Source organism: Streptomyces sp. NPDC002328, from assembly GCF_042890065.1.
In the GTDB taxonomy this organism is placed as follows: domain Bacteria; phylum Actinomycetota; class Actinomycetes; order Streptomycetales; family Streptomycetaceae; genus Streptomyces.
Genome location: NZ_JBIARQ010000004.1, coordinates 235,784 through 255,754 on the forward strand (window position 1 = coordinate 235,784; position 19,971 = coordinate 255,754).

General features: G+C 72.4%; 18 protein-coding genes. 7 read left to right on the forward strand and 11 right to left on the reverse strand.

The window, feature by feature from the left end; genetic code table 11:
- Positions 1-40: 40 nt before the first annotated feature.
- The gene (locus tag ACFYX4_RS13500; RefSeq protein ID WP_389330841.1) at positions 41-1,042 is read right to left on the reverse strand and encodes a zinc-binding alcohol dehydrogenase; all 1,002 of its coding nucleotides are present in this window, start codon (positions 1,040-1,042) and stop codon (positions 41-43) included.
- Positions 1,043-1,150: 108 nt separating this feature from the next.
- On the opposite strand from ACFYX4_RS13500, the gene ACFYX4_RS13505 reads away from it, so the two are divergent.
- A complete protein-coding gene (locus tag ACFYX4_RS13505) occupies positions 1,151-1,912 on the forward strand; it encodes a CDP-alcohol phosphatidyltransferase family protein (protein ID WP_389330844.1) in 762 nt (253 codons plus the stop codon).
- A gap of 194 nt (positions 1,913-2,106) precedes the next feature.
- Here ACFYX4_RS13505 and ACFYX4_RS13510 read toward each other — a convergent pair whose 3' ends face one another.
- The 4 genes from ACFYX4_RS13510 to ACFYX4_RS13525 are packed head-to-tail and all read right to left on the reverse strand — an operon-like array spanning position 2,107 to position 7,217.
- The gene (locus tag ACFYX4_RS13510) at positions 2,107-3,336 is read right to left on the reverse strand and encodes an MDR family MFS transporter (protein WP_389330847.1); all 1,230 of its coding nucleotides are present in this window, start codon (positions 3,334-3,336) and stop codon (positions 2,107-2,109) included.
- Entirely contained in the window at positions 3,333-5,126 is a 1,794-nt protein-coding gene (locus tag ACFYX4_RS13515; RefSeq protein WP_389330850.1) for an ABC transporter permease subunit, read from the reverse strand. Before ACFYX4_RS13515 ends, ACFYX4_RS13510 begins: the two co-directional genes overlap by 4 nt.
- A 3-nt stretch (positions 5,127-5,129) precedes the next feature.
- Positions 5,130-6,629, reverse strand: a complete 1,500-nt coding sequence (locus ACFYX4_RS13520; protein WP_389330853.1) for an ABC transporter substrate-binding protein — start codon at positions 6,627-6,629, stop codon at positions 5,130-5,132.
- Positions 6,630-6,632: 3 nt separating this feature from the next.
- The gene (locus ACFYX4_RS13525; protein WP_389330856.1) at positions 6,633-7,217 is read right to left on the reverse strand and encodes a GNAT family N-acetyltransferase; all 585 of its coding nucleotides are present in this window, start codon (positions 7,215-7,217) and stop codon (positions 6,633-6,635) included.
- A gap of 136 nt (positions 7,218-7,353) precedes the next feature.
- Between ACFYX4_RS13525 and ACFYX4_RS13530 the strand changes: the two genes are divergently transcribed.
- Entirely contained in the window at positions 7,354-8,322 is a 969-nt protein-coding gene (locus ACFYX4_RS13530) for an ATP-binding protein (RefSeq protein WP_389331722.1), read from the forward strand.
- A gap of 121 nt (positions 8,323-8,443) precedes the next feature.
- Entirely contained in the window at positions 8,444-8,836 is a 393-nt protein-coding gene (locus ACFYX4_RS13535) for an SCO5389 family protein (RefSeq protein ID WP_389330860.1), read from the forward strand.
- 93 nt (positions 8,837-8,929) lie between these two features.
- Here the strand turns inward: ACFYX4_RS13535 and ACFYX4_RS13540 are convergent, their stop codons facing one another.
- The 6 genes from ACFYX4_RS13540 to ACFYX4_RS13565 all read right to left on the reverse strand — a co-directional run bounded on the left by ACFYX4_RS13540 (position 8,930) and on the right by ACFYX4_RS13565 (position 16,054).
- Positions 8,930-9,769, reverse strand: coding sequence for an alpha/beta fold hydrolase (locus ACFYX4_RS13540; protein WP_389330863.1), 840 nt, complete (start codon positions 9,767-9,769; stop codon positions 8,930-8,932).
- Positions 9,770-9,876: 107 nt separating this feature from the next.
- Entirely contained in the window at positions 9,877-10,080 is a 204-nt protein-coding gene (locus ACFYX4_RS13545) for a DUF397 domain-containing protein (protein ID WP_389330866.1), read from the reverse strand.
- A complete protein-coding gene (locus ACFYX4_RS13550) occupies positions 10,077-11,078 on the reverse strand; it encodes a Scr1 family TA system antitoxin-like transcriptional regulator (protein ID WP_389330869.1) in 1,002 nt (333 codons plus the stop codon). Before ACFYX4_RS13550 ends, ACFYX4_RS13545 begins: the two co-directional genes overlap by 4 nt.
- Before the next feature lie 174 nt (positions 11,079-11,252).
- Entirely contained in the window at positions 11,253-13,298 is a 2,046-nt protein-coding gene (gene fusA / locus ACFYX4_RS13555) for an elongation factor G (RefSeq protein ID WP_389330872.1), read from the reverse strand.
- A gap of 333 nt (positions 13,299-13,631) precedes the next feature.
- Positions 13,632-14,342: a DNA polymerase beta superfamily protein gene (locus ACFYX4_RS13560; RefSeq protein WP_389330875.1), complete on the reverse strand. Its 711-nt coding sequence runs from the start codon at positions 14,340-14,342 to the stop codon at positions 13,632-13,634.
- A 386-nt stretch (positions 14,343-14,728) separates the two neighbouring features.
- Positions 14,729-16,054 (reverse strand): jacalin-like lectin, encoded by a 1,326-nt coding sequence (locus ACFYX4_RS13565; protein WP_389330878.1) that lies wholly within the window; start codon positions 16,052-16,054, stop codon positions 14,729-14,731.
- A gap of 219 nt (positions 16,055-16,273) precedes the next feature.
- Here ACFYX4_RS13565 and ACFYX4_RS13570 point away from each other — a divergent pair, with 219 nt between their 5' ends.
- The 4 genes from ACFYX4_RS13570 (at position 16,274) to ACFYX4_RS13585 (ending at position 19,918) form a co-directional block, all read left to right on the forward strand.
- On the forward strand, positions 16,274-18,004 hold the full coding sequence (locus ACFYX4_RS13570) for a PHP domain-containing protein (RefSeq protein WP_389330881.1): 1,731 nt from the start codon (positions 16,274-16,276) through the stop codon (positions 18,002-18,004).
- Positions 18,001-18,501 (forward strand): hypothetical protein, encoded by a 501-nt coding sequence (locus ACFYX4_RS13575; RefSeq protein ID WP_389330884.1) that lies wholly within the window; start codon positions 18,001-18,003, stop codon positions 18,499-18,501. The genes ACFYX4_RS13570 and ACFYX4_RS13575 overlap by 4 nt, the downstream gene beginning before the upstream one ends.
- 119 nt (positions 18,502-18,620) lie before the next feature.
- The gene (locus ACFYX4_RS13580; protein WP_389330887.1) at positions 18,621-18,845 is read left to right on the forward strand and encodes a helix-turn-helix domain-containing protein; all 225 of its coding nucleotides are present in this window, start codon (positions 18,621-18,623) and stop codon (positions 18,843-18,845) included.
- A 116-nt stretch (positions 18,846-18,961) separates the two neighbouring features.
- Positions 18,962-19,918, forward strand: a complete 957-nt coding sequence (locus tag ACFYX4_RS13585; RefSeq protein WP_389330890.1) for a hypothetical protein — start codon at positions 18,962-18,964, stop codon at positions 19,916-19,918.
- Positions 19,919-19,971: the final 53 nt, after the last annotated feature.

Here is a 19,971-nt window from a genome sequence, read left to right on the forward strand (position 1 = left end):
CGGTTCCCCGTGTTCAGCCGAGTCTCACTCTTTTCTCAGGTCAGGCGCGCTTGTCCTCGCCGTGGGCGTGGTCGGCGTACCTGATCCGGTGACACAGCGCGGGAATCTCCCCGGTGGCGAGCCGTGGCATCGCCTGCGGCAACTCCTCGAAGGCGCTTTCCCCGGTGACGAGTGCGTCGAGCGCGGGATCGGCGAGCAGTTCGAGCGCGAGCGCCAGCCGGTCGGCGTACGTCCGGTTCGAGCGGCGCGGGGAGACCGTGCCGACCTGGCTGCTGCGGATGACGAGACGGCGGGAGTGGAAGGCCTCGCCGAGCGGGAGCGAGACCTGCCGGTCGCCGTACCAGCTCAGTTCGAGGACGGTGCCCTCGGCGGTCAGCAGTTCCAGGGAGCGGGCGAGGCCCTGCTCGGTGGCGCTGGCGTGCACGACGAGGTCGCAGCCGTCGAGGGCGTCCGCGGGCGAGGCGAAGCCGACGCCCAGCGCCTCGGCGACCTTCGCCCGCGCGGGGTCGGCGTCGACCAGTTGGACGCGGACGCCGGGGAAGCGGGCGAGCAGCGCGGCGACCGAGCAACCGACCATGCCGCCGCCGACCACCGCGATCCGGTCGCCGACCAGCGGGGCGGCGTCCCACAGGGCGTTGACGGCGGTCTCCACGGTGCCGGCGAGGACGGCCCGTTCGGCGGGCACGGAGTCCGGGACGACGGTGACGGCGCTCGCCGGGACGACGAAGCGGGTCTGGTGCGGGTACAGGGAGAACACCGTCCGGCCGGTCAGCTCGGCCGGGCCCTCCTCCACCACGCCGACGTTGAGGTAGCCGTACTTCACCGGCCCCGGGAAGTCGCCCTCCTGGAACGGGGCCCGCATCGCGGAGTGCTGACTCTCGGGCACGCCGCCGCGGAAGACGAGGGTCTCCGTGCCGCGGCTGACCCCGGAGTAGAGGGAGCGCACGACGACCTCGCCGGGCGCCGGATCGGGCAGAGTGAGGTCACGAATCTCCCCATGACCGGGCGAACCGATCCAGAACGCACGGGCGGTGCGGTTCATCGGCGTCCTCCTGAACGATCGGGAACTGGTGCACGTACCGAGGTGTGGCACAGGTCGCGCACAGTACGCGGCCTTGATCGACTCTGTCACCTGGCCGGAGGATGTGCGGTGGCCCTGAACAACACTTACGACACGAGGCTGGTCCAGCAGGAGACCGCTGTGGGAGCGGGCGTGCAGGTCCTGTTGCTGGCCTTCCTCGGCACGGCGATCGGCATGGGGCCGGCGGGCTGGGTCAGCGGGCTCGTCTTCGCCGTCGCCACCTGGGCGGTGCTCTCCCGGGCGCTGCACCGCTCCCAGTTGCGCTCCTTCGGCCCGGCCAACCGGGTCACCCTGGGCCGCGCGACCCTGGTCGGCGGGGTCACCGCGCTGGTCGCGGACTCCTTCGTGAGCGCGCCGCCGGTCTCCCTGCTGGTCGGACTGACCGCGGTGGCCCTGATCCTGGACGGCGTGGACGGCAAGGTCGCCCGCCGCACCGGCACCTCGACCGCGCTGGGCGCGCGCTTCGACATGGAGGTCGACGCGTTCCTGATCCTGGTGCTCAGCGTGTACGTCTCGATGGAACTGGGCCCGTGGGTGCTGCTGATGGGCGGCATGCGCTACGCCTTCGTCGCGGCGGCCCGCGTCGCCCCGTGGCTGAACGCCCCGCTCCCGCCGAGCATGGCCCGCAAGACGGTCGCCGCGATGCAGGGCGTCTGTCTCCTGGTCGCGGGCGCGGACTTGCTCCCGTACGCCGCCAACTTCGGCGTCGCCTTCGTCGCCCTGGCCTCCCTCGTCTGGTCCTTCGGCCGCGACATCCACTGGCTGTACCGAACCTCCCGAGTCCGGTCCACCCCCCAGCCAGAACCCCGCCTGGAACTGGCAGCCCACTGACCCCTCACCCCACCGTCCCCTCCACCGCAAGCCGCGGGCATGCGTGCCGCCCGGGGCGGCACGGGTGGGCGCGGCGGCACCCCGCAAACGCCGGGCTGCGCACCCCACCCCCGAGCAGCAACCCCGCGCACCGGTGAACACGCCCCCGCAGCACCCCACCCGCTCCACCGAGCGCAGCTCACCCCTCCCCCGGTTCAGCCCCTCCGCGGCAGCAGCCCCACCGCCGCCGCAGGGACCGCTGCCAGGAGGAGCCAGGGGACGGCTGTGGGCAGGCCTGTGTCGAGGAGGGTGCCCGTGGCTGCGCTGCCCAGGAGGACTATCAGGCCCGATACCGACGACAGCGCGCCGGTGTAGAGGCCGAGGCGGCCCTCTTCGGCGAGGTCGGGGACCCAGGCGCGGGCCGCGGGGGCGACGAGCATCTGGCCGAAGGTGAGCAGGACGACGAAGCCGGCCGCGGGGATCAGGCCGATCACTCCGGTGCCGCCGGCGGGCGCCGCCGCGGCCACCGCCGCGAAGCCGACGGCGATCAGCGTCAGGCCCGCGGCCATGGAGCGGCGCAGGGTGAGCCGGTCGCCCACCCAGCGGGTGACCGGGAGCTGGGTGGTCACGACGAGGAGCGAGGACAGCGCGAACAGCCAGGCCAGCGGCGCCTGGGAGCCGGCCGCGCGTTCCACCTCCGCGGGCAGGGCGAGGTACAGCTGGTTGTAGGCGAGGAGGTACGCGCCGTACGCGCAGCACAGGGCGAGGAAGCGTCGGTTGCGCAGCAACGGGCCGAGGCCGCCGCGCAGTTGGACCCGCGCACGGCCGGGGATGTGCTGCGGGAGCAGCCACGCGTGGCCGGCGAGGACGAGGACGAAGATTCCCGCGCCCGCCAGGCACACCGTGCGGAAGTCGACCGACAGCAGCAGCGCGCCCAGCAGCGGTCCGACGAACGCCCCGGCCTGGCCGGCGACGGTGAACAGCGCCAGGACGCGGGTGCGCGACCCGCCTCCCGTCTGCTCCCAGACGACGGCCTGCCGGGCCACCTCGGACTCGACGGCGGGCGAGAACAGCGCGGCGGCGAAGCCGATGAGCAGCACCGCCCCGATGACGGCCCAGGACCGCTCGGCGTAGCCGAGCCAGCCGAACCCGGCGATGCGCAGCACGCACCCGGTGAGGACGACGGGGCGGATGCCGTACCGGTCGGCCAGTGCGCCGCCCACGACGAAGAGGCCCTGTTGGCTGAAGGTGCGCAGTCCCAGTACGAAGCCGACCATCCAGCCCGCCATGCCGACGGCTCCGCCCAGGTGCTCGGCGAGGAAGGGCAGGACGGCGAAAAAGCCGATATTGAAGGCTAGTTGAGTGAGGATCAGGAGTCGTAGGAGCGGCGAGAGTCGGGGCTTGTCGGTGCCGCGGCGCAGGGTGAGCCGGGTGAGCAGGGTCATCGCGCTCCCACCAACGCCTGCTTCCGCGAGGGCTGTTCGGCTTCGGGTTCGGGTTCGGTGGTGCGGCGTCGGCGGGCGGGTAGTCCCAGTCCGCCGGCCGCCGTGACCGCGAGCGCGCCGAGCAGGGCGAGGACGGCGGCCGGGGCGAGGACGGCCCAGGGGGCGCGTTCGGCGTAGGGCTGGTTCTCGGCGAGCAGCAGCCCCCACTCGGGGGACGGCGGCTGCGCGCCGAGGCCGAGGAAGCCGAGGGAGGCGAGCGCGAGGGCGACGCCGGGCAGGCGCAGCACCGCGTGGCGGGCGACGGGCGGGAGGACGGCGGGCAGGAGTTCGCTGCGGAGCAGGTACCAGGGTCCGGCGCCGAGCGCGCGGGTGGCGGTGAGGTGGACGGTGGCGCGTTCCTGCCGCAGCAGCGCCGAGGTGTGCGCGGCGAGCGGTGCCCAGGCGACGACGGCGACCGCGAGGACGGGCGTGGACGCGCCGCTGCCGGAGACCGCGGTGACGAACAGCGCGGCCAGGACGGGCGGCACGGCGTTGACGGTGTCGACGAGCGGCCCGGACAGCGCGGGCAGCAGCCCGAGCAGCAGGCCGGCGATCAGGGCGAGCACGGTGATCGCGAGGGCGAGCAGCAGGGTGTCGAGCGCGCCGTGGGCGACCCGGGCGAGGACGTCCCGGCCGAGGGCGTCGGTGCCGAACGGGTGGGCGGGCGACGGTGCTTGGAGGCGGGCGAGGGTGTCGAGGGCGAGCGGGTCGCCCGGCAGGCCAAGGGCGATGACGCCGAGCAGCAGGACGCCGTAGACGAGGGGGAGCATCCTGCGGACCGGCGGGGCCGGCCGGTGCAGGCTGTGCAGGGCGCCGTCGCGCAGCGCGGGGCCGATGAGCCGGCGGGCGGCGAGGTGGGCGAGGGCGGTGGTGAGCGCGGCGAGGGCGACCAGGGCGAGGGTGCCGGCCTGGAGGACGGGCAGGTCCTGGGCGATCGCCGCCTGGAGGGTGGTCCGGCCGAGGCCGGGGATGTCGAAGATCCGCTCCACGGCGACGGAGCCGCCGGTCAGTCCCACGACGAACAGGCCGACGTTGGGCAGCAGTCCGGGCACACAGCGGCGCAGCGCCTGGCGGGCGATGCGGTGGCCGGGCAGTCCGCGGGCCGCCGCCGCCAGCGCCCACTGTTCGGTGAACGCGCCGGGCAGCTGGTCGTCGAGGAGCCGTCCGAGCACCGCGCCGGCGGGCAGGCCGAGGGCGAGCGCCGGCAGCACCGTCCACTGCGGGCCGTACCAGCCGAGGGCGGGCAGCCAGCCCAACTGGACGCCGACGACGGTGGCGAGGACGGACGCGGTGAGGAACTCGGGCAGCGCGGCGAGCACCGCCGAGCCCGAGCCGCCGGCCCGCCGCCCGTCCAGGCGTCGCCGCGCGCCGAGCCGGAGGGTGCGCGCGCAGACGGCGGCGGCGGTGACGAGGGCGATCACGAGCGCCACCGTCACCAACAGCAGGGAGACGCCCAGGGCTTGGAGCACGTCGGGCATGACCTCGGATCCGGAGATCCACGACCGTCCGGCGTCACCGCGCGGCAGCCCGGCGAGCCACTGCACGAGCAGCCGCAACGGCCCGTCGTCAAGGCCGAGTTGGGCGCGGATGTCGGCGAGCACCTCGGGAGTGGGGTCCCGGTCGGCGGACCGTGCCTTGAGGACCGTCAGCGCCGGGTCGGTGTGCGAGAGCCAGGGCAGCAGCCCGATCCCGCACACCAGCAGCACGGCCAGTCCGGCACGCCACAGCAGCGCGCCCAGCCTGCTCCCCATGGATCAGCGCCGGGTGCCGGTGCCGACGAGGGTGCGCTCGTAGGGGTCGAGGAGCACACCGCTCACCTTGGCGTCGACGCCCGTGATGACGCGCTGGTGCACCAGCGGCACGACGGCGTCGGTGCCGAGGACGGCCGCCTCGGCGGTCATGGCCGCGTCCTGGCGCTCGGCGGTGTCGGCGACGCCCTGGGCCTTGGCGACGGCCTGGTCGACCTTCTTGTCGCAGAGCAGGGCGAGGTTGTAACTGCCGTCGCAGGTGAAGTCGCTGGCGAGCACGGCGACCGGGTCGCCGGTGTCGAGCAGGCTGTTGCGGGCGCCGACGAAGGCGTCGAACTTCCCGGCGAGGGCGTCGCTCTCCAGCCGTGAGTACTCGCGCACCTCCAGCTTGACCTTGAACCCGGCCTTCTCCAGCTGCTGCTTCAACACCTGTGCGGCTTCGGGGAGTTCGGGCCGGTTGTCATAGGTGGCGAGGGTGATGGAGGCTCCGGCGGGCTTGCCGGCCTGCGCCCGCCCGGCCGGCGCGACGCGCTTGCCCTGGGCCCAGGTCAGGGCGGGCCCGTAGACGCCTACGCCGGCGTCGGCGTGTCCCTCGTAGACGCCCTTGGCAAGGGCGGAGGTGTCGACGGCCGCGCGGGCGGCGGCGCGCAGGGAGGCGTCCTTGAAGACGCCGCTCTTGGCGTTGAGGAGCAGGCTCGTGGTGCGGGTGGTGGCGGTCTCGCGGCGGGTGTCCGCTTCGAGGGTGGCGGCCTGGGAGACGGGGATCGCCTCGGCGACGTCGACCTGTCCGGTGCGCAGGGCGTTGGCGCGGGCGGTGCCGTCGGCGATGAATCGGGCGTCGACGCCGGAGGCCTGGGCCCGGCCGCCCCAGTAGTCGTCGAAGCGGTCGAGGTCGGCGCTGGTGCTGCCGTTGACCTTGGTCAGCTCGAACGGGCCGGTGGCGGTGCCGACCGGGTTGGCGGCGCCCTTCGCGTCGTAGGCCTTCGGGGCGAGGATCGCGAGGCTGGGGCTGGACAGGCGCAGCGGCAGCACGGGGTCCGGCGTGGCGGTGGTGACGCGGACGCCGGTCTTGCCCTCGGCCTTGGCCGTGAGGGTGACGCCGGACAGGGCGGCGGGGGCGGGCTTGGCCTGCGTCGCGCGGGTGAGGGAGGCGGCGACGGCGGCCGGGGTGACCGCCGAGCCGTCCTGGAAGACGGCCTCGCGCAGGGTGAACAGCCAGGTGCGGTCGTCCTCGCGGTGCCAGGACGCGGCGATCGCGGGAGCGGCGGCCCCGTTGGCGTCGAGCGAGGTCAGGCCCTCGGTGACGCCGAGCCGGCTGAGGAGGGTGGCGTCCGCGCCGTACGGGGAGAGGTTCTCGGCGGGCGGGAAGGCGAGGGCGACGCGCAGCCGGGAGCCGTCCTTCGCGTCGGCCGCCTCGCCGTCGTCGCCGCCGGAGGCGAAGCAGCCGGCGAGCAGCGGGGTGAGGAGGAAGGCGGCCATGAGCCGCGGACGGCGAGGGAGACGCATGAGTTACCGGCCTATGAAGTGGGGAGCGGGTGCGGTGGACTGGGGGACGCCGAGGAGCGCGTCGAGGGGGACGTCGAAGTGCACGACGCCGTTGACGCCGTCCGCATCCTCGCGCTCGTCGTGCACGACGGTGCCGATCGACCGCCAGAACCCTTCGGCGCCCTCGACGGAGGGGTCCGTGTGCAGATAGACGGACCGGTAGCCGCCGTCGGCGGCGGCGAAGGCGAGCAGGTCGGCGACCAGCCGCCGGGCGAGTCCGCGCCGGCGGTGCTCGCGACGGACGTAGACGCGCCGCAGTTGCGCGGTCTGGCCGGAGGGGTAACGCTCGGCCACGTGGCGGGGGTTCGGCGGGTGCAGGGGGCCGCGCGAGTCCAGAGCGCCCGTGGCGACGACCTCGCCGTCCGAGTCCAGTGCGACCAGCAGGGTGTGGCGGTCCGGGATCAGATACGCGGCGGCCGGGTCGATGATGTCGCCGTGCCAGCGGGGCACGTACCCGGTGCCGAAGTCACGGTAAACGGTATCGAGCATGAGGGCCCGGGCCTCGTCGAGATCGCCGGGACCTGCGGTCTGGATGCAGTAAGCGCGCACTTGCACATCATAGGCATCAAGCGGAACGCACTTGATCACTTCACCCTCCCCTCCCCCGCCGTGCGACTTGACAGAGATCACTTGACGCCCCTAAACCTAGCCACATGACATTCATTTTCAAAACCCTGGGGGTGTGATGCGCGTCGCCTTCGTCGGAAAGGGCGGCAGCGGCAAGACCACCCTGTCGGCCCTCTTCGCGCGTGAACTGGCGCGATCCGGCGCACCGGTGCTCGCCGTGGACGGCGACATCAACCAGCATCTCGCGGAGGCGCTGGACCCCCTGGGCCCCGGTTCCTCGACCGGAGGACCCTTCACGGCCCCGCCCCTCGCCGCGCACCTCACCGAGATCAAGGACCTCCTGCGCGGCTCCAACCCCCGCGTCTCCTCCGCCGAGGCGATGACGAAGACCACACCGCCCGGCCGGGGCTCACGCCTGCTGAGCCTGCTCGGCGACGACGAACTGCACACCCGCCATGTCCAGCGCGTGGGCGGCGTACCGCTGATGGTGACGGGCGCGTTCGACGAGAGCGACCTGGGCGTGGCCTGCTACCACTCCAAGCTCGGGGCCGTGGAGCTCTACCTGAGCCATCTGCTGGACGGACCCGGCGAGTACGTGGTCGTCGACATGACGGCCGGCGCCGACGCGTTCGCCTCCGGCCTGTTCACCCGCTTCGACATGACGTTCCTGGTGGCCGAACCCACCCGCAAGGGCGTCTCCGTCTACCGCCAGTACCGCGACCACGCACGCGAGTTCGGCATCCCGCTCGCCGTGGTCGGCAACAAGGTCACCGGCGAGGACGACCTCCTCTTCCTCAAGGAACAGGCGGGGGACGACCTCCTCACCCACCTGGTCCACTCCCCCTGGGTCCGCTCCGCCGAACGCGGCCGTCCGCAGGGCGAGTTGGAGGACGCCAACCGGCACGCGCTCACCGTGATGCGCGAGACGGTGGACGCCCGCCGCCGGGACTGGCGGGCCCTGCACGACCACGCCGTCGAGTTCCACCTGCGCAACGCCCGCGCGTGGGCGGACCGGGCGACGGGCGAGGACCTCGCGTCCCAGGTGGACCCGGACTACGTGCCGGGGCCGGGGCCTTCTCTGCCCTGACCTCTTCTCCGCCCTGATCTCTTCTCCGCCCCGGCCTCTTCTCCGCCCTGACCGCGGCGGCGACCTCCTTCTCCTGCCCTCCCTCCCCTTTCGTCTCCTCCCTCACAGAACAGGACACGGCATGTCTCTCGACGTCTCCCCGAAACTCCTCGCCGAGGCCGAAGCCGGTGACATCCGCGAGGAGGACTTCGTGGACACCGTCCGCACGTCCCTCCCCTACGCCTACGACCTCATCGCCTCCCTGTCCGCCGAACTGCGCGGCGGCACGGCGGAGTTCACCGACAACCAGACCCCGCCGGCCACCGAGCAGGAACGCGGCCAGCTGCTGCGCGCCCTCGCGAGCGACGCGATCCGGGGCAGCCTGGAGCGCCACTTCGGCGTGACCCTGGCCTTCATGAACTGCCACCGGGTGGCGGCGTTCCGGCCGGGAGCACGGGACGGGGAGACCTACGCGCGGTTCACGTCCACGCGGGCGCAGGTGCTGAACCAGTCGGCGGAGCTGCGGGACTGCTGACACGCCCGGCGGGTGCAGCGGGTGCTGCGGGTGCAGCGGGTGCAGCGGGTGCTGCGGCTGCTGCGGGCCCTCGCTCGGAAAGCAGCGCCCGCCTCACTTCAGGAACCGGTTCACCGCGCCCACGAAGTGCTCCGCGTCGTCGACCCACGGATGGTGGGACCCGCCGGGCTGGACGACGTACTCGGCCTTGGGGAACAGCCCGGCGAACGCCTCCATGGCCGGCGGCGGCCCGGCCACGTCCACCTCTCCGGCGAACAGCAGCACGGGGGCCGACAGTTCGGCGAGCGCGGCCCGCGTCTCCTCCGGTGCGAAGGCCCCGTCGCCGGCGAAGACCGGGATCGCCTCGTGGTTCTTCTCCTCGGCGTCGGCGGCCTGGAGCGCCTGCGCGGTCTCGTCCCAACGCCGGTACCAGAAGGGGGCGATGGCGGCCCACGCCTCCGGGGTCGCCCGCCCCTGGGTGATGCCCTCCAACGCGGCGTAGGCGTCGGCGAACCAGGGCTCACCGCTGCGTTCGCGGGCGGCGGCGAGCCGTTCCTCGGGCGCGATGTCGATGCCGACGGCCATGACGCTCGGCGTGACCAGCACCAGCCCCGCGACCCGCTCCGGGTGCAGGGCCGCATACCGCACGGCGAGATTGGCGCCGGCGGAGTGCCCGAGCAGCGTCAGCCGCTCGAGCCCCAGGTGCACCCGCAGCGCCTCGACGTCCCCGACGAGACGGTCGCACCGGTACGACGACGTGTCCCGGGGGATGTCGGACTCCCCCGTCCCTCTGAGATCCAGGCTCACCAGCCGCCGGTGCGCGCTCAGCCCGCCGAGGTCGCCCAGATAGGCCGAGGCCCGCATCGGCCCGCCCGGGAGGCAGACGAGCGGCGGCCCGTCCCCGTCGACGTGGTAGGCGAGCCGGGTGCCGTCGGGCGCGATGAGGAAAGGCATGGGCGCGAGCCTGGCAGCGGGCGTGGGGCACGGCAACGGGATTACCGGGGAAAGCACGGTCCCGGCAGCGGCGCACATCGGCGGCTCCGCTGCCGGGACACGCGCGGTCAGGCCTGCGCGTCGGGCTCCGCGAAGTCCACGGAACCCACGAACCGCGACCAGCCCTCACGGCCGACCGCGAAGTGAGGGCGCGTCACGTCCTTGGAGTCCCGTACGCACACGGCCTGTTCGGTGACGGCGACCTCGACACAGTCGTCACCCTGGCTGCCGCTGTAGCTGGACTTGAACCAGGCCAGTTCTGTCGTGCTCATAGCTCTCCTCGGAGTCGCTCCAGCAGACGCCGCGAGTCCTCGGCGTTCAGCGCCTGCGAGCGCAGTGTGTCATAGCGCTGACGGAGGAGCCTCACCTCTTTCGGGTCGGAGATCAGACGGCCGTTCTGCTGCCCTTCGGAGTACGCGAGCCACCGCCCCTTCGGGGTCTCCAGCAGCCTCACCGGGCCGTCGAGGCAGGAGTGCAGCCCGGCGTCCAACGGGACGATCTGAAGGGTCACGTTGCGCGGCGCGGTCAGCTCCAGCACGTGGTCGAACATGCCCCGCATCTGCTCGTCGTCGCCGAACCGCCGCCGGAAGACGTGCTCTTCGACGATGAAGCCGAACGGTGTGATGGGCCGCTCGAACAGCATCCGCTGCCGCTGCATCCGCCGTTCCAGGTAGCTCTCCAGCAGGCTGTCGAGCACGACCGGGACGGTCCCCTCGAACACCGCTCGCGCGTACGCCTCCGACTGCAACAGCCCCGGAATCAGCCGGCACTCGTAGGTGCACAGGCTCATCGCCGTGCGCTCCAGCCGGGCCCACTCCCGGAACCAGGCCGCAAGGCCCACGTCGCCCCGCGTCAGGTACTTCGACGAGTTGCGCAGCGCTCCCGTGTTGCCGAGCGCGCCCTCCGACCGCTCCACGTACGCCACGTCCGGCATACGCCGCCCCAACTCCACGGACGCCACGGTGTGCTTGGAGAAGCGGATCAGATCCGCGAACTCCTCCCTGGTGTACCCGGCGTGCTCGCGCAGCGCCCGGCACACGGCGCCCCAGGTGCGCAGACTGTCCGAGGGGTCGGGTTCACGGTCGAACTCACCGTCCGGCAAGTCATCGTCGCCGTGGGGCTCTTCGCCGCGGGGCTCTTCGCCGTGGAAGCCACCGTCGCCGTCGCCGCCGTCCTCGCTCTCGCCCTCGCCCTCGCCCTCTCCCTCGCCCTCTCCCTCGCCCTCCGTGAAGTCGTCGTGGTTCTCCATGCCCATGCCGCTGTCCGTCATCCGCGGCCACCTCCCGTTTTCGTACGTGCGCTGTTCCTGGCCCCCACGCCTCGACGGAACAGCCTGACGCCTGGATCCACGTACTGTCCACAGAAAGTGCTCGTACGCTGACTGAGCGTACGCACGGATGAGGGCGGTGCCGAACCTCGCGGCCCGGCACCGCCCCCTCGTCGACTACGGCGTGGCCGCCGCCGCGGGGGCCGGGGCGTAGCCGGTGGGGCGGGCTGTGAAGGTGCCGCGGCCCTGGGTGCGGCTGCGCAGCCGGGTCGCGTAGCCGAACAGCTCGGCCAGCGGCACGGTGGCGGTCACCACGGCCGCGCCGCCGCGCACCTCCGAGCCGGTGACCCGGCCGCGGCGGGCGGCGAGGTCGCCGAGGACCCCGCCCACGGCGTCCTCGGGCACGGTGACGGTGACCTCGACGACCGGCTCCAGCAGGAGCATCGCGCAACCGCGCAGGGCTTCCCGCAGCGCCAGCCGGCCCGCCGTGCGGAAGGCCATCTCGGAGGAGTCCTTCACATGGGTGGCCCCGTCGGTCAGGGTGACGCGCAGCCCGGTCACCGGGTGCCCGCCGAGGGGGCCCTCGGCGAGGGCGTCCCGGCAGCCGGCCTCGACGGCGCGGACGTACTCCTGCGGCACCCGCCCGCCGACGACGGCGGACCGGAAGTCGAACCCGTCGTCCAGCGGCTCCACATCGAGCACGACCTGCGCGAACTGACCCGCGCCGCCGTCCTGTTTGACGTGCCGGAAGACCAGGCCGGACACCCCGCGCGCCACCGTCTCGCGGTAAGTGACGCGTGGGCGGCCGACGTTGATCTCCAGGCCGAGGGCGCGGCGGATCTTCTCCACCGCGACCTCCAGGTGCAGTTCGCCCATGCCGGACAGCACCGTCTGGCCGGTCTCGGCGTCGGTGCGGACCGTCAGCGACGGGTCCTCCTCGACCAGCCGTGCGAGCGCCGACACCAGGCGCTCGGTGTCGGTGCTCCGGCGCGGCTCGACGGCCACCGAGACGACCGGATCGGCGACGCCGGGCGGCTCCAGGACGAGCGGGGCGTCGGGCGCGCACAGCGTGGAGCCGGCGCGCGCCGACTTCAGGCCCACCACGGCCACGATGTCCCCGGCGACCGCCCGCTCCAACTGGGCGTGCCGGTCGGCCTGGACGCGCAGGATGCGGCCGATCCGTTCGGTGCGCCCAGCGGTCGCGTCCCACACTGTGTCTCCCTTCTCCATGGTGCCGGAGTACACCCGTAGATAGGTGAGCCGACCGGTGCCCGTGGCGCTGACCTTGAACGCGAGAGCCGCGAACGGCGCGGCCGGGTCGGCGGGTCGCCGCTCGTCGGCCCCGTCGTGCGTACCGCGCACGGCCGGCACGTCGAGCGGCGACGGCAAGTAGTCGACGACGGCGTCGAGCAGCGGTTCGATGCCCCGGTTGCGGTAGGCGGAGCCGCACAGCACGACCACGCCGTCCCCGGTGCGCGTCAGGTCGCGCAGGGCGGAGACCAACGTCTCCGCAGACAGCGTCTCCCGGTCGCAGAACTCCTCCAGCGCGGCCGGATGCCGTTCCGCCACGGCCTCCTCCAGCAGCCGTCGCCGACGCAGCGCCTCCTCCCGCAGCTCCTCGGGCACGGGGCCTTCGGTGACCGTCTCACCGCCGTCTTCCCAGGTCAGCGCACGCATGCGCAGCAGGTCGACGACGCCGGTGAAGGCGTCCTCCGCGCCGATCGGCAGCTGCACGACCAGCGGGACGGGGTGCAGCCGCTCGCGGATCGACGCCACGGCGGCGTCGAGGTCGGCGCCCGCCCGGTCCAGCTTGTTGACGAACGCGATCCTCGGCACGCCGTGCCGGTCGGCCTGCCGCCACACCGACTCGCTCTGCGGCTCCACGCCCGCGACGGCGTCGAACACCGCGACCGCCCCGTCGAGCACCCGCAGCGAACGCTCCACCTCGTCGGCGAAGTCGACGTGCCCGGGGGTGTCGATCAGGTTGACGCGGTGCTCGTGCCAGGCGCAGCTGACGGCCGCGGCGAAGATGGTGATGCCGCGGTCGCGTTCCTGCGGGTCGAAGTCGGTGACGGTGGTGCCGTCGTGGACCTCGCCGCGCTTGTGCGTGGTCCCGGTGGCGAACAGGATCCGCTCGGTGACGGTGGTCTTGCCGGCGTCGACGTGGGCGAGGATGCCCAGGTTGCGCACGGCGGCGAGGTGACGGTCGAGGATGTTGCGCACGGCCCTTGGCCTTTCGGGGTGTTTCCGGGAAACGGGCAGCGCGATGTGGTGAGGGAGGAGGGGATGCGTTGCTGACGCACCGACAGAAAGCGTCGGTGCGCCGCGATTTCGAGCTACTGGTCCCGTCAGCCCATCCAGTGCCGGCCGCGCAGCGGGCACCGGACGAACGGAGACACGAGGATCACCTCGTAGCGGGAGGGGGGAACGACGGCAGCGGTGTGGTCACGCATGGCCGGGCTCCCCTCGTTCGTCGCGTCGGCACGCGGCCCTGGCATGGGCGGACGCGTGATGTGTGGTGAGTGTAGGAAGGAACGGGCTGACGGCGCACGGGATTTATTCCCCCGGTGCGTAGAAGTGCCGTCGCACGCGGCGCAGCCAGGCCTCGGCGGCCGTGTCGTCGGGCTGTTCGGGCAGCACGCTGCGCGTCCGCGTGAACGCCTCCTCGTACTCCCGCAGCAGCGGCCCCGCGGCCGCGGGATCGGCGGCCACCTGTTCGCCGAAGCGGCGGTAGCTCTCGGGGTCGTCGACGCGGATGCTCAACTCCCCTGTTGCGTACAGCTCGTAGCCCTGTTGGCACAGCCGCTTGAGGTGGCGGGCGTTCTTGGCGGTGCGTCTGGCGACGGTCGCGGCGTCTGCTTCGACATCGGTGGGGGTGCCGTCGTTCCGGTTCTGGAGTTTGCGGAACTGCTGGGTGGCGTAACCGAGATAGGCGTCACGGACCCTGCGCGCGCTCAGGAACGTCGTGCGTATGCCGATGAGTTCGTCGCCCAGCGGAGTCCGGACCTCGTAAAGGTCGTCGGGCAGCCAGACGAGTTCCATCGCGGTGGGGTTGCCGCCGAGGGCGAGCCGGCACCACTTCGCGGCCTCGTGCAGGGTGCTGTCGGGAGCCTTGCTGACGTACGACTCCTTCGGGCCGTGCAGGCCGTGCAGTTCCTCGGTGGGAGCCGCGAACATGCCGAGACGGTCCACGTCGGAGCCCGCGTGCGCGAGCCCGTAGGCGGTCGAGCCGACGATGCCGGACAGCAGGATGTTCTGGACGGTCACAGGAGCCCCCCGGGCGGTGAACGGCCACCCCCTTCTGACCTGGCCGAAATGCGGCGGGCGAGAGGCGGCTCGCGACGGAACCGCCATGATGCCTCGGCGACCGGCCCGGACACCCCGCATTTTCGCGGCGAGGGGGGCTGGACGCCGAGTCCCAGGCAGGCGACCGCCGCAAGGTCGACCAATGCCGAGCCGAAGGCGATCGCGGCCTGGGCGCGGATCACCGGCCATACGGCCGGGACCAGGTGGCGCTTACGGGGTGTCGCACGACCGGGACGCGGTCAAGCACGCGAACGCCATTCTCGACGGCTGCACCATTCTCGACGGGTGCACCGATCTCGGCGCACCCGTCCCCCGACCGCGGCACGACCGGCCGCTGATCCACCGGGTCAGACGATCGGCGCGTACACCACGCCCAGCTTGTCCATCTCGCTGCCCGCGCGGCCCGTGAAGCCGACGATCTGCCAGCCGGCCGGAGCCGTGTACGTCACGGCGTCGGACGTGGCCGAACCGGACGTCACCGTACGGGACTTGTCGGTGGTGAAGGCGGCCGAGAAGACACGTGTGCGGCCGTTCTTCTGGCCGCGGGTGAGCTTCACCGAGGTGAGGTGTTCGCCGGAGGCGAGGGTGAGAGAGACGGCCGTGCCGCCCGTGCCGCCGTGGGCCAGGGTCGTACCGCCGTCGAGTGCGAGCGAGACCCCGTCCAGGCGGGAGCCGCCGCGTAGTGTCAGTACGCGGGGCGAGGGCGTGGCCGGGAGGTCGTCCGCGTCGTTGAAGGCCGTGCCGTGCGGGCCGCCGAAGGCGTCGCTGGCCCGGAGCTTCGAGGGCAGCTTCCAGGAGAAGTCGACGGCGTGCGGGAAGTGGTCGGAGAGGTTGCCGCCGGCCGAGTCCAGGAACTTCGCCCAGTCGTTGTTGTAGCGGTCGGCCGAGAGGTTCACCAGGTCGTTGCCCCGGTAGAGGACCTTGTCCACGACCTCGCAGGCGTTCGTCGGCGCGGTGGTGGGGCAGACGAGCGCGTCGCTGCCCTGGGCCGGGGCGTTGCCGCCGCGCGCCAGCTGGACCCACGCGTCGGTGAGCCCGTTCTCGCTCGCCAGCGTGCGGATGTTGTCGCCGGTGCGCGTGTAGCGGGTGTTGGTGTCACCCATGACGATCACTGCGTTGCCCGAGGAATTGGCCCGGATGAAGTCGGACAGCTGCTGGACGTTCTTGCGGCGGGCGGCGAGGGCGTCGTCCGTCGAGTCGGCGTTCGTGTGCACGTTGTAGAGGTCGACGAAGACACCTTCGGCCAGCCGGACCCGGGCGAGTGAAAACCCCTTGGGCGTGAGGCAGTTGGTGCCGGTGCAGTCGTTCCACTTCACGCGCTGGAAGTCGTCGAACGTGTAGTCCGACAAGGTGTTGAGGCCGTCGCCGAAGGGCACACCGCCGCTGGTCGCCGTGCGGTGCGGGTGGTCGTCGCCCGCGTACAGCGCAGCGTGGTAGTTGAAGTCCTCCTGCACGTTCACGATGTCGTACGCCCCGAGCCGCGGGGAGATCAGCGGGGTGTTCTTCGCCGGGTGGCCGGAGCTCAGCCCCTCCGGGAGGCCGGCGACGTTGTACGTGAGGACGTTGAAGGTGCCCGACGAGGGGGCGGCCGCCGCCGCGGGAGCCGCGGCGGCGGTGGTGAGCCCGCCGACGGCCAGCGCGCCGGCCATCAGAGTGCCGATGAGTCTTTTCATGGGGGGTGACTCCACTGATTCGGAGGAACTTGAATGCCGTTCAGGTTCAAGGCCAATCAGTGTGACGGACAAGGGTAGTTGGGGGAACAGTGAGGGATGAGGCGAGCTGCCGCGTCCGAGTAGCCCGGTGATCACTCCACAGTCGTTCAATGTTCATGTTTCGCGTCGAGTCTCCATACCGCGCGACCGCACCGGCGGCGTCGTACACAGGAGGCCGACATGGGGCACAGCCACGGGCACGGACACGGGCACCACCACCATCACGACCACGACCACGACCACGGTCATGGTCACGAGGTCGGTACGACCCTCCCGGCGGCCTTCGACACCTCCGTACCCGACGAGGCTTTGACCCCCGACCAGCAGTCGCGCCGCTCCATGCTGCGTCGCGCGGGGCTGCTCGGCGCGGGGCTCGCGGCGGCAGGCGTGCTCGGCGGCGCGGCGAGCGGCACGGCCGCCGCTCAGGCGCCCATCCGGGGCCGGAAAGGAAAGGACTTCCTCTGGCTGGCCGGCGACCACCACATCCACACGCAGTACAGCAACGACGGCAAGTACCGCGTCACCGACCAGGTCCGCCAGGGCGCCAGGCACGGTCTCGACTGGATGGTCATCACCGACCACGGCAACGTGACCCATTCGAAGATCGGCGTCGAGAAGGTCAACCCGGACATCAAGGAGGCCCGGAACGCGTACGAGGACACCCTCGTGTTCCAGGGCCTCGAGTGGAATATCCCGGGCGCCGAGCACGGCACGGTCTTCGTGCACCCCGGCAAGAACGAGGTATCCGTCCTCAAGCAGTTCGAGACCGACTACGACGGCAGCGTGAAGGGCGCCACCGACTCGACGCCCGCGAACGAGGCCCTCGCCGTCGCGGGGCTCGCCTTCCTCAGCGAGCAGGTGAAGCGGCGCAAGGTCAAGGACGCCCTGATGCTCGCCAACCACCCCGCGCGCAAAGGCATCGACTCGCCCCACGAGCTCCGTGCCTGGCGCGACGCCACGGACCCGGGCCACCGGATCGCGGTCGGCATGGAGGGCGCGCCCGGCCACCAGGCCGCCGGGATCGAGAAGTCCGTCGGCATGGGCCGCGCCCGTGGTCTGTACGACGGCAGCCCCGGTGCCAACTCCTTCGCCGGCTATCCCCTGGAGAGCTACCGGACCTGGGGTGGCTTCGACTGGATGACCGCCACCGTCGGTGGCCTGTGGGACAGCCTCCTCGCCGAGGGCAAGCCCTGGTGGATCACGGCCAACTCCGACTCCCACAACGTCTACACGGACACCGCGAAGCGCGGCGGCCCGGACAGCGACTACCTGGCCAACGGCAAGCACACGGACCCTGTCTACAGCGGCAGGATCGACCTCGCCGAGGGCGACTACTGGCCCGGCCAGTACAGCCGCACCCACGTCGGCTCCGACGGCTTCTCGTACGCCGCGGTCATGGACGGCATACGCGCCGGACGCATCTGGGTCGACCACGGCCAGTTGATCAGCGGCCTGGACGCCCGGCTCGCGGGCGGCGGCCGCTGGGCCACGCTGGGCGGCGCGCTGCACGTCAGGAGGGGCACGCACGTCACGCTGACAGTGGATGTGGCGTTGGCCGAGGACTCCAACTGGGCCGGTTTCGTACCGAAGCTGGCTCGTATGGACGTCATCCAGGGCGATGTCACGGGTGCCGTCTCCGACCGGGACACTTTCACCGCGCCCACCGCGAAGGTCGTGCGGTCGTACGAAGTGAACAGGTCGACCGGCACGGTACGGCTCACGTACTCCCTCGGCCGCGTCGACCGTCCGCTGTACGTCCGCTTGCGCGGCACGGACGGCAACCGCTCGGCAACGGGCCTGATGGGCGCGGGAGTCGACGCCCACGGCCCGGCCATCGACGTCGTCGGCGACGCGGACCCGTGGAACGACCTGTGGTTCTACTCGAACCCGGTATGGGTCCTGCCCGCGTGAGCCCGTACGTCGTCACGGTCGGCACCGATGTACGCGACCTGCGCGCGGCCGACCATCTGTTGCTGAAGCTGGCAGCCGAACTCGCTCTGCCTGAGGGCGCGTTCGGCTGCACGCACCTGGTACACGGGGAGCGGCCGCGGGTGGTGCTGTCGTTCACGACAGCGTCCCCCGAGGCCGCCCGCGCACTCATATCGAAGGAGTACGAGGTGGCGACCGGCGCACCCGACGAGGTGGGCCGGGCCGTCGTCTATCCGGGGGTGGCTGCCCTGACCGGCACGGTGACGGTCGCGGAGCTGTTGTCCGGCTCCGCGATCGACCGTGTCAGGGTGCTGGGCTCACCCGACCAACCCCCGCCGGAGCAAAGAGTGGTGACGAGAGATCATGTCCGCCCGCAGTGGCAGGCCGGCGAACTCGTCCTGACGCTGATGCCGGCCGCAGGAGGGGTGCTGGTCCCGTTCGAGGTCCCGGACCCTACGCCATGCTGCGCGGACCACTGACCGACCCGACGAAATCGGCCCAGATGGTGAGAGAGAGGTGATCCCTGCGTTACGACGGCCTCACGCGGTATGCGCAAGGAGGCGGGCTGACGCCCGCGGAGCAGGAGAAGCGGGAGGCCGTGCGGTGGGAGGCGGCCAAGTCGTTCGAGGCCGGGGCGGGTACGGCGCGGGTCGCGGCGGAGTTACGGGTGACGGACCGGTCGGTGCGCAGGTGGCGGGCGGCCTGGCGGCGCGGGCAGCGGCCCTCTTGCAGGACCTCGGAAAACACTACGGGGCGGGCCGTCTGCCCGGGGCAGACGGCCCGGGGCGCCTGCCGGGGGGCGGGCCGTCCGTCACCCGGATGATCCAGTGCGCTGGTGACGCGGCCGGGCCGGTGGTGCGGTGGAAGGGCGGGGGGCAGCCGCCACGCCCGGCGCACGGACGCGCCGGGACCGTACCGTCCCGTCTCCAGGAGGCACCCGTGACCACCTCTCGCCCGTCCCACCCGTCACACCGGTCCCACCGGAGGGCTACGGTCCGCCTGGCCCGTCCCGCCCGATTCCTGGCCGGAGCCCTCGCCGCCGGAGCGCTGCTGGCCACGGCGGCGTGCTCCGGCTCGGGCGACGACACGACGGCCGAGCCGGACACCGGGGGATCCGCCGTCGCGAAGCGGCCCGTGGCGGAACAGCCGATCGCCCGGCAGACCACCCCGACGGCCACCGGCGCCACGACGGCCACCGGCTCGCCGTCGGCCAAGCAGACCGGCACCCCGTCGCCCGCCGCGAGCCTCACCGAGTCCGGCGCGCAGACCGCGCTGATCACGGCGGCGGACCTGGAGGACGACTGGACCGAGGTGAACAACGCGGAGGACTGGCGCGACTCGCTCCTCGTCGGGCAGGTGGACGTGAACGACTTCCTCACGGGCAAGTCGGACGCCTCCGAGTGCCAGCGCCTCATCGACGGGCTCTACGGCGAGGATCTGCTCGGCAAGCCGTCCGGGGCGTCGGCGCTCACCGGATTCCAGCAGGGCGAGGCCCGTCTGCTGTACCAGGTGGCCGCCTATGAGCAGGCCGACCTGGAGAAGTCGATGGACTGGCTGGGGTCGCTGCCCGACAACTGCGATCAGTTCACCGTGACCGGCGGCGGCTCAGGCGGTGACCGCACCGTCCAGGTCGTCGAGGCGACGATCCCGAAGCAGGGCGACGACCTCAAGGCGCTGACCGTGACCGTGAAGGGGACGACGAACGGCTCCCCCGTCACGCTCACCCTGGACGTCGCCGCGGTGCGGGTCGGCTCCGACGCCATCACCGTCACCAACGGCGGACTCGCCGGCGTCAACCACGACAGCACCGAGGCCGCGGTGCAGCAGGGCACCCCCCGGCTCCAGGACGTGCTGGCCGGCCGCAGCCCGCAGTCCACGCCGAGCGGCGTCAACTGAGCATGCCGGTCGGGCTCGTTCACCCCGTTCGTCCCGTTCCCTCGGACGGCACC

Excerpts from the sequence above, each read along its gene's own strand:
- ACFYX4_RS13500 (WP_389330841.1), bottom strand. The coding sequence starts at position 1,042 with ATGAACCGCACCGCCCGTGCGTTCTGGATCGGTTCGCCCGGTCATGGG.
- ACFYX4_RS13510 (WP_389330847.1), bottom strand. The coding sequence starts at position 3,336 with ATGACCCTGCTCACCCGGCTCACCCTGCGCCGCGGCACCGACAAGCCC.
- ACFYX4_RS13515 (WP_389330850.1), bottom strand. The coding sequence starts at position 5,126 with ATGGGGAGCAGGCTGGGCGCGCTGCTGTGGCGTGCCGGACTGGCCGTG.
- ACFYX4_RS13520 (WP_389330853.1), bottom strand. The coding sequence starts at position 6,629 with ATGCGTCTCCCTCGCCGTCCGCGGCTCATGGCCGCCTTCCTCCTCACC.
- ACFYX4_RS13530 (WP_389331722.1), top strand. The coding sequence starts at position 7,354 with ATGCGCGTCGCCTTCGTCGGAAAGGGCGGCAGCGGCAAGACCACCCTG.
- ACFYX4_RS13535 (WP_389330860.1), top strand. The coding sequence starts at position 8,444 with ATGTCTCTCGACGTCTCCCCGAAACTCCTCGCCGAGGCCGAAGCCGGT.
- ACFYX4_RS13540 (WP_389330863.1), bottom strand. The coding sequence starts at position 9,769 with ATGCCTTTCCTCATCGCGCCCGACGGCACCCGGCTCGCCTACCACGTC.
- ACFYX4_RS13545 (WP_389330866.1), bottom strand. The coding sequence starts at position 10,080 with ATGAGCACGACAGAACTGGCCTGGTTCAAGTCCAGCTACAGCGGCAGC.
- ACFYX4_RS13550 (WP_389330869.1), bottom strand. The coding sequence starts at position 11,078 with ATGACGGACAGCGGCATGGGCATGGAGAACCACGACGACTTCACGGAG.
- ACFYX4_RS13565 (WP_389330878.1), bottom strand. The coding sequence starts at position 16,054 with ATGAAAAGACTCATCGGCACTCTGATGGCCGGCGCGCTGGCCGTCGGC.
- ACFYX4_RS13570 (WP_389330881.1), top strand. The coding sequence starts at position 16,274 with ATGGGGCACAGCCACGGGCACGGACACGGGCACCACCACCATCACGAC.